Below are 9,622 nucleotides of genomic sequence, written 5' to 3'. Positions count from 1 at the left end.
GATGGCTGGGATACGGCCGCGACCGGCGGCGCGAAGTACAGCTTCGGCTCGGCGGTGACGGGGAACATCACCTTGTATGCGCATTGGACGGAGGTTCCGCCTGCGCCGACGTACTACATGGTGTCGTTCGATGCGCGTGGTGGTTCGCCTACGCCGCAGACGCAGCGTGTGGAGTCGGGCAAGGCGGCGTCCCAGCCGGCTGTGCCGACGCGTAGCGGGTACACGTTCGATGGCTGGTATACGGCCGCGACCGGCGGCGCGAAGTACAGCTTCGGCTCGGCGGTGACGGGGAACATCACCTTGTATGCGCATTGGACGGAGGTTCCGCCTGCGCCGACGTACTACATGGTGTCGTTCGATGCGCGTGGTGGTTCGCCTACGCCGCAGACGCAGCGTGTGGAGTCGGGCAAGGCGGCGTCCCAGCCGGCTGTGCCGACGCGTAGCGGGTACACGTTCGATGGCTGGTATACGGCCGCGACCGGCGGCGCGAAGTACAGCTTCGGCACCGCGGTGACGTCGAACATCACCCTGTACGCGCACTGGACGGAGAATGAGACGCCGCAACCGTCGAAGGGCGAGCTGAGGCGACTGTCCGGTGGCACGCGTTACCAGACGATGGGTGCGGTCGTGAAGGCCGCGTTCCCCGGTACGTCGGATTACGTGGTGGTCGCTTCCGGCGACGGATACGCCGACGCCTTGTCCGCTTCGTCGCTGGCCGGCGGTTTGAACGCTCCGATCGTCCTGACGACCGGTCATGGTGGGTTGTCTCCCGAAGCCCGTACACAGATCAGCCGCGTGGGAGCCAAGAGGGCGCTCGTCATCGGCAGTGAGGTGTCGGTGTCCGAACAGGCGGTCGCTGAGATCAGGAGCATGGGTCTGATGGCCTATCGTGTCTCCGGCAACAACCGTTACGAGACGAATCTGGCCGTGTATCGCATCGGTGCCGGTCTCGGCATCAATTGGTCGTCGAAGATGATCGTCGCTTCCGGTGAAGGCTTCGCCGACGCGTTGTCAATCTCCTCGTACGCGTACAAGAACGTGGCGCCGATTTTCCTGGCGACAGCGAACGGTGGCCTGCCGGACGCGACGATGACGGCACTGCGCAGCTCTTCGTTCTCGTCCAGCGTGGTGATCGGCAGTAATGTCGTGGTGCCGGACGTGGTGAGCAACGTGCAGCTGCCGTCGCTGGGCGTCTCGTCGCGCCGCCTGTATGGTTCGGGCCGTTACGAGACGAGTGCGAAGGTCGCGCAATGGTGCATCCAGCAGGGCATGACCGTGGACGGTGCCGTGTTCGCCTCCGGCGAGGGTTATGCGGACGCACTGTCCGCAGGCCCGCTTGCAGGCAAGTCGAACGCGGTGCTCATGCTCGTGCGCGACTCTTCGTCGCCTGCGGTGTCGCTCGCCGGACAGTACGCCGGTAGCGTGAGCAAGGCGTGGGTGGTCGGCTCGTCCGTCGTGGTGAGCAACGCGACCATGCAGGACATCGCTGACGTCCTGCGCGTGGAGAACAAGCACTAGGCTGATTGTCCCGATTGGGCCGACTGAGTGGGCGCGGATTCCCGGTGATCACGGGGTCTGCGCCCACTCCCATATCGGGATACGGTACGTCCGGCACGGGCTTACTCGGCGTTATCATTATGGGGAGTTTGCGTGCAGCCTCAACGGTCGGGCGGCACGTATCAACACATATTCAGGAGAGAGAACCATGTTGAAGAACATTCATCTGCGGATCCGACGGTTCGTAGCCATGGTCATCGCCATGACCATGCTTGCCGCCGGCCTCACCGCCGTCGAAGCCCGGGCGGACGTCAGCCCGGTCACTGCCAGCGGCAAGAACGAGGTCATTCTGGTGCTGTACAGCTACCCGTTCAAAACGCAATGTGGCCCGTACACCTGTAAAATCTCGCAATCGTTGAGAGACATGGCGAAAGCCATCGCTTCAGAGGTGTTGCAGAACTCGAACAATTATGTCGGAGTAGCAAGCAACTTTTCCGGTACAATGAAGTCATATTCGCAGTCTCTTTCCGATGTAGAAAACGCCATCGACTATATCGGCTACGCGCAGGATTCTTCCGCAGCCGATCTTACCCCCGGACTGCAGGCCGCTGCCAAACAAAAGCTACCCTCCGATGTCAACAAAAGCGACTACCGCCGTACCGTCGTGATTCTTTCGAACGGTCAAGCACCAGCCGATAAGGACGCCGCCACGAACGCTGCAACACAGTTGGCCCAGTCTCGGAACGTCTACGGCGTAGGCGTCTGCCAGCCCAGGATGGATGCCGATGAATGCGATCCGAATGCCAGCGCCAACGCCGAAGGCGGGCGTGCATACCTGCAAAGCATCTCCTCCTCCGGCTACTACGACAGTGATGCAAAGTATTTCGATTCCGCCGACACTAATCGTCAGTACATCGCGCAGCGCATTCTCTACCCTAACTCCCTTGACTTCAAAAAAGACATCTGGAGTTTCAACAACTATACTGACGAACCGTATTACTTGACACCTTCTGATAAGAAAGCGCTATTTAGCATTGCTTCAAATACAGAAAAGGAAAGTATAAAGGGATATTTAGGTAAAGATAGCGGTGGATTAAGTGAAAAGACGACGAGCGAGGGGAGTTGCTACGGATTTGCGGTAACTACTCTACTTGCCAAAACTGGCACAAAAACCCCTTACCCAGAGCGGCAGATGGACGCGCAGAACCTGTATGAGATGAAGGACACCCGGCATTCGTCCATTAGGTCCTACATTAATTACTATTATTTCACCCAGCTTCTGACTTCCCTAAGCAATAGAAAGCTTGATTTTGTAAGTAAATCCAAGAATCTTAGTGGCGTCAAATCTCAAATAAACGAAATTCAAAATATGGGTAGAGAGATTTCATCTACTGGTCGGCCGCTTGTTTTGAGTATTGGATTTCGCGAACTAGGGCCCTTCCATGGTGATTCAAATTCTCAAGAGCAACCCGGAGGGTCTTTGCTTGATTTTAAAGCACAATCGCATGCTGTTGTAGCTGACTATTATGATGAAGGTTCTTACAGTATTGTTGGTACTGACGGAGTTAAGCATGCCTATACATCTCGCCTTCATATCTATGATAATAATATGCCGGAGGCTCTTGATGCGTTTCTATATATGAATCCCACTACGGGAGAGTGGAGCTATTCCATTCCCAGTAATGAGATTCCGTCTGGCCTTAAGGATGATTATAACAAATTCAACTCATTTGGTGCCAATCCAGGATTTATGATTTTTGATTTCGGCAACGGAGGATACAGAGGTTTCCTACATAACGTGGAGAATGATCCTAGTATATGGGCGGACTATTCCCCTGCTTCTCAGGTTTATTCAAATGCGGAACTGACCAGTTTTGGTGATACACTAACAGGTACTTCGGAGCAGCTGGAGAATATTAGCGTGTCAAACGCCTCTTCAACATGGACTATGCCCGGCATTATTTCCGAGACCTATTCCGATCTTTCATCGTATTCCCTTGCATCCATGGGTGATGAAAGTGAGCCTCTTCATACAGTGCTGCCGAACAATGCCTCCGATTATACGGTGACTAGCGGCGGCTCGTACGATTATGCGCTTCACTATCCTGGGTCGTATGTTTCGGTAAAGGCTGGAGCGGCGGATTCCACTACCTTTGCGCAAGAAGGCAATGTAAAACTGAAGAACGGCTCCGGTGGCTACACGCTGTCCTCTACGATTGATGGTTCGCAGAAGCTGTACACCACTACGGTGTCCAGCCAGAATTCCGGTGACGTTGCTCTGAAGAAGAACGTTGACGGCTATCTGCTGTCCGGCGATAACCTGCACGGTGTGAAGGTCGATGCCGAAGGCGACTCCACCGCCGCCGAGTTCAATCTCGACACCGATGCCAAGACGGTGCAGCTCGTCGCCGACGATACGACCGTCAAGGCGTTGGCAGACAAGGACGGCGACGGCAAGTATGAGACCGTCATCGCCAGCAGCGACGGCAATGTCACACCTGAACCGAAGTCATATACGGTCACGTTCGACACGAACGGCGGTTCGCCGTCGACGGCGTCGCTGTCCGTCGAAGCCGGCACGACCGTATCCAAGCCGGTCGACCCGACTCGTTCGGGTTACACATTCGCCGGCTGGTACATGGCGAAGACCGGCGGTTCGAAGTACGACTTCTCCACGCCGGTGAACGGCGACATCACTCTGTACGCGCATTGGACGAAGAAGCAGACGCCGCAGCAGCATACGCTGAAGCGTCTCGCCGGCGCGACGCGCTATGAGACGATGGGAGAGGTCGTATCGGCCGGGTTCCCGTCGTCGTCCGAGTACGTGGTGGTCGCGTCGGGTGATAACTTCCCGGACGCTCTGTCCGCTTCGTCTCTGGCGGGCGGGTTGAAGGCCCCGATCGTGTTGACCCAACAGGGCGGCTCCCTGTCGCCGCAGGCGAAACGCCAGATTCGACGCGTCGGCGCGAGCAAGGCGATCGTGATCGGCAGCACGGTGGCGGTCTCTGCGGCAGCGGCCAATGAGCTGCAGTCCATGGGCTTGAGCGTGGACCGTGTCTCCGGCGCCAACCGTTATGCGACGAACCTGGCCGTGTACCGCAAGGGCACAGCTCTTGGCGTCAAGTGGTCGAAAAAGCTGATCGTCGCAACCGGTGAAGGCTATGCGGACGCCTTGTCGATCAGCTCGTACGCGTACAAGAACGCGGCTCCGATCTTCCTGGCGACCCCGACGACCGGCCTGTCCGCCAGTGCGCTGGCGTCCATCTGGACCGGGTCGTTCACTTCCGCCGTGATCGTCGGCAGTGACGTGGTCGTCTCCAGTTGGGTTGATTTCGCGCAGCTGCCACTCAAGGGCATCAAGACGGAGCGCGTGGCCGGTCCGACGCGCTACGAGACGAGCGCGAAGGTCGCCGAGTGGTGTGTGGGCCAGGGCATGGGCATGGACGGCGCGGTGTTCGCGTCGGGCGAGGGGTTCGCGGACGCCTTGGCGGCGGGTCCTTTGGCCGGTAAGTCGAATGCGGCGCTGATGCTGGTGCGTGACTCGTCGTCGCCTGCGATCGCCTTGGCCGGTCAGCATGCGGACGGTGTCAGCAAGGCGTGGGTGGTCGGCTCGGATGTCGTCGTGGACGATTTCACCATGCAGACCATCGCCGATACGCTCGGCCTAAAGCGCGAATACTAACCGCGGACACCGAACAACGGCGATAGGCCACGCCAGCTGAGTGGGGCTCCGACCAATGCGGTCGGAGCCCCACTCTCGTCATTGCGCATGATGACATCTCGCCAGATGCCCAACTCAGCAGGAACCACGATTATGAAGGCTACACTGGAGTTCCGTACCGTGACTGGTTGAGTGAAGAAGAGCTTACTATGGTGGACAAGTTCGCGGGCCATGCCCCGATGCTGTGGTGTAGAAGACTGCTGTTGATTGTGCTGGCCGTGGCACTGTGTGTTACGGTTGGCGCGAAGACGGCGCAGGCGGCGGGAAATCCTTATCCCGCCGGTGCATATGTGACGTCCAATGGCGCGCCGGTTCCCGGGTTCAATCCGGCCAATGGAGGAGGCATCGGTTCTCAGGGCAGGGCTTCCACATATTCCGTCTCCGGACGCGTTCAATTGCATAACCTTCCCGCCGGGTGGACCGTTTATGCTGATTCGGGCACGAATCCGATAACCGGCAAGGACACGGTTTTCTACGTCGTCAGTTACGGTAATTGGGATTACGCGTGGTATTTCGACGGCGCAACCGGCATCGACCACACCACCGACGAACTCCGTGGCCTGATACTCACGCTCAATGGCCAAGCGATTCCCGATATCGACACTACGCAGAACCAGACGCTGCACGGACTGTACCGAACCGACGAAATCGGCTATGACAATGCACCGATCACTTGGGATTGCTGGGGAAGCGTCGGAGGCCAGAACAGTTCCACATACACGTGTTCTCCATCCGACACCGGCACTCCGCAAGTGACGTACACCTTCCTGTTCGACGCGCAATCCGATCAGAGGGAAGACCTGACCGGTCTGATCGCATGGCTTTCCGATGGCACACCTGTTACGGATTTCGACGTGACGAAAGAGGACTTCAACATTCCTTAAGGCACGACCGTGCATTTCACCAATATCCCGAGCGGATGGACCATGAGCAATATCGCGGGCGACGCCTCGACGCGAATGCAGATCGCCGAGTTCAAGGGGCCAATGACCGGACGGTATTTCAGTTACGGGTTCACCCATTCCGATGATTACACGTGGTCCTATGCGGTACAGTTCGATACGGCAGGTGGACCCAATGTGCCTATCGAGGTCGTGCACTCCGGGGATCCGGCTCCAGCGCCCGTAACTCCCGTTCGCGCGGGATACGTATTCGATGGATGGTATACCGCTCCCAATGGTGGGAATCTGTTCGATTTCAACCAATCCATTACTCAGAACACGACGGTGTACGCGCATTGGCATAGCGACGACAGCCCCCGTCTGGAGCGTCTCTCCGGTGCGGTCCGCTATGACACGATGGGTGCGATCGTATCAGCCGCGTTCCCGTCATCATCCGAATACGTGGTGGTCGCATCCGGCGAAGGCTATGCGGACGCGTTGTCCGCTTCCTCGTTGGCGGGCGGACTGAAGGCTCCGATCGTACTGACCCAGCAGGCATTGTTGTCGGATCAGGCGCGTGAGCAGATTCAACGTGTGGGCGCAAGCAAGGCGATCGTGATTGGTAGTACGGTATCCGTATCCGAGCAGGCGGTTTCCGAATTGCGGTCGATGGGATTGAGCGTGGACCGTGTACAAGGCACGAACCGCTATGAAACGAACGTGGCAGTGTACAAGGCGGGTAAGCGTCTCGGTGTGAACTGGTCGAAGAAGATGATCGTCGCTTCCGGTGACGGCTATGCGGATGCGTTGTCGATCAGCTCGTACGCGTACAAGCACGTGGCGCCGATTTTTCTGGCCTCGCGGTCGTCGGGTCTGTCATATAGCGCAATTACCGCTGGAGGGGGAAACTTCCGTACCGCTTTGGTGGTCGGCAGCGTGAATGTGGTGCCGGGCAAAGTGGATTCCGTGCAATTGCCGTACCAGTTCGGCGCCCAATCGGAGCGTGTGGCTGGCGCGACGCGTTATGAGACGAGTGCGAAGGTCGCGGAATGGTGTGTGAAGCAGGGCATGGGCATGGACGGTGCCGTGTTCGCTTCCGGTGAGGGGTTCGCGGACGCCTTGGCGGCGGGTCCTCTGGCGGGCAGGTCGAATGCGGCGCTGATGCTGGTGCGTGACCCGTCGTCGCCCGCGATCGCCCTGGCCGGCCAGCACGCGGACGGTGTCAGCAAGGCGTGGGTCGTCGGATCCAGCGTCGTCGTCGACAACCACACCATGCAAACCATCGCCGACACGCTCGGCCTGAAGCGCGAGAACTAGACGCAAACACCGAACAACGGCGATAGGCCACGCCAACTGAAGTGTCCGGATGATTTCCGGGCCCTTCTGCGGCTATGCGCTCCCGCGTAATGATTCAACGCAGGGGGTAAGATTGGTAACTGGAAGTCGGCATCCAGAGTGGGATGCCGGGAGAGGATCACACCAATGAAACCCATAAGCAAACCACTAGGCGCGCTCGCTGCGATAAGCGTAGCGATCGGCATGCTGTTCGCCGGTACCGGCACGGCGTTTGCCGCGGACGGCGATATCGCGCTTGACGCGACGAACTTCCCCGACAGCGCGTTCCTAACCTGCTTGGAGAACCCATCCCAAAGCTATCTGACCGTCGATAAGAACCACGATGGCATGCTGAGCACGGAAGAGCGCAACAACGTCTCCACCATCAAATGCAACGCCGGTGATTTCGAATCGGATACGCTCATCAAATCAGTCGAAGGAATCGAATACTTCCCCAATCTGACGCAACTGTTCGTCACCGATAATGCCCTGACCTCACTGGACTTCTCCCAGAATCCGAAGCTGGAGCAGGTCTATGCGACGAATAATCCGTTGACGTCCATCGATGTCACGAAGAACCCGGAACTCACGGGACTGTATCTCACCCAGAACAAGCTGACTTCACTCGATGTCTCGAACAATTCGAAACTGACCGATCTGTATGTGCATAGCAACCAGCTCACCAATCTGGACATCTCCCATAATCCGAGATTGGAGGAAGTGGATGTCGGCGACAACGCCCTCACATCCCTTGATGTTTCAGGCAATACGGTACTCACTTCGCTGAATGTCGCGGGGAACGCGTTGTCGTCCCTTGACATCTCGCATAACCCCAGGCTCGAGGAAGTGCGTGCGGAGGAAAACAACCTGACCTCATTGGGAACGGGCAGCACCACGTATCCTTCGCTCGCCAAACTATACGGGTACCGCAATCAGCTATCCGACGTGGACACGACGCGGATGCCGAACCTGACGGAACTGGACGTCGCGCACAACCAGCTGTCCTCCCTCGACCTGTCGCAGAATTCTCAATTGAGGTACGTAAGTGCCGGGTCCAACGCTCTGATCGCCGCCAAAGCGAACGAGAACGCGCGGACGGTGACGATCAACGGAACGCAGTTCGAACGCCACTACAAGGGCACGACCTTCGACCTGACCTCGCTGCAATCGGCGGTACCGTGGTTCGACCCGTCGCAAGTCAGCAACGTGGAAGGCGCGAACCTGGAAGGCACATCGCTGACGGGGCTGCAAGGCGATGTCGACGTGAGCTACTCCTATGCGATGGGAGGAGGCTCGACGCTGACCGCCCACCTGAGACTGATCGGTGATGACGTTCCGCCTGCGCCCACGTACTTCACGGTGTCGTTCGACACTCGTGGTGGTTCGTCGGTGGAGTCGCAGTCGGTGGAGTCAGGCAAGACCGCGTCGGAGCCGGCCGCGCCGTCGCGTGACGGCTACACGTTCGACGGCTGGTATACGGCCGCGTCGGGCGGTTCGCGGTATGACTTCGACGCAACGCCCGTGACCGGCGACCTCGCCTTATATGCGCATTGGACGGAGGTTCCTCCGGCGCCGTCGCATGCGACGGTTTGGTTTGATTCGGTTGGTGGTTCGTCGGTGTCGTCGCAGTCGGTGGAGGTCGGCAAGCCGGTGTCCCGTCCTGCGGATCCGTCGCGTGACGGCTACGTGTTCGACGGCTGGTATACGGAGAGGACGGGCGGCGAGGAGTACGACTTCTCCGCCCCGGTGAACGGCAACGTCACCCTGTACGCGCACTGGACGAGGAAACAGGCCGAGAAGGGCGCGTTGAAGCGTCTTGCGGGCGCGACGCGTTATGAGACGATGGGCGCGGTGGTGTCGGCGGGGTTCCCGGGCCGGTCGGAGTACGTGGTGGTCGCGTCGGGCGACAACTTCCCGGACGCCTTGTCGGCCTCGTCCCTGGCGGGCGGGTTGAAGGCGCCGATCGTGCTGACGGGTTCGGGTGGTCTGAACGCGGTGGCGCGTGAGCGTGTCCGTGCGTCGGGCGCGAGCAAGGCGGTCGTGATCGGCAGCACGGTCGCCGTGAGCGCGGCGGCGGCCTCCGAGTTGCGGTCGATGGGCCTGTCGGTGGACCGCATCCAGGGGTCGAACCGCTACGACACGAACGTGGAGGTGTACAAGGCGGGCAGGCGTCTGGGCGTCGACTGGT

5 protein-coding genes are annotated in these 9,622 nt (G+C 59.0%); all 5 read left to right on the top strand.

What is annotated here, in order from left to right; all coding sequences use genetic code 11:
* Positions 1-1,518: cell wall-binding repeat-containing protein (locus Uis4E_RS06855; protein ID WP_133125414.1), on the top strand; the 1,518-nt coding region annotated here is incomplete at its 5' end.
* Between the two features lie 187 nt (positions 1,519-1,705).
* Positions 1,706-5,179 (top strand): cell wall-binding repeat-containing protein, encoded by a 3,474-nt coding sequence (locus Uis4E_RS12330; RefSeq protein WP_101622461.1) that lies wholly within the window; start codon positions 1,706-1,708, stop codon positions 5,177-5,179.
* 188 nt (positions 5,180-5,367) lie between these two features.
* Positions 5,368-6,102 carry a hypothetical protein gene (locus Uis4E_RS06845; protein WP_101622460.1) on the top strand — a complete coding sequence of 245 codons (735 nt, stop codon included), beginning with the start codon at positions 5,368-5,370 and terminating at the stop codon, positions 6,100-6,102.
* A gap of 9 nt (positions 6,103-6,111) precedes the next feature.
* Complete coding sequence (locus Uis4E_RS06840) at positions 6,112-7,416, top strand: cell wall-binding repeat-containing protein (protein ID WP_133125413.1); 1,305 nt, start codon at positions 6,112-6,114, stop codon at positions 7,414-7,416.
* Between the two features lie 165 nt (positions 7,417-7,581).
* On the top strand, positions 7,582-9,622 hold a 2,041-nt coding region (locus tag Uis4E_RS06835; protein ID WP_207764556.1), incomplete at its 3' end, for an InlB B-repeat-containing protein.

This window comes from Bifidobacterium parmae (genome assembly GCF_002860365.1).
GTDB classification, from domain to species: domain Bacteria; phylum Actinomycetota; class Actinomycetes; order Actinomycetales; family Bifidobacteriaceae; genus Bifidobacterium; species Bifidobacterium parmae.
The sequence above is the reverse complement of the archived record's forward strand: the minus strand, read 5'-3'. Positions and strand labels throughout refer to the sequence as shown.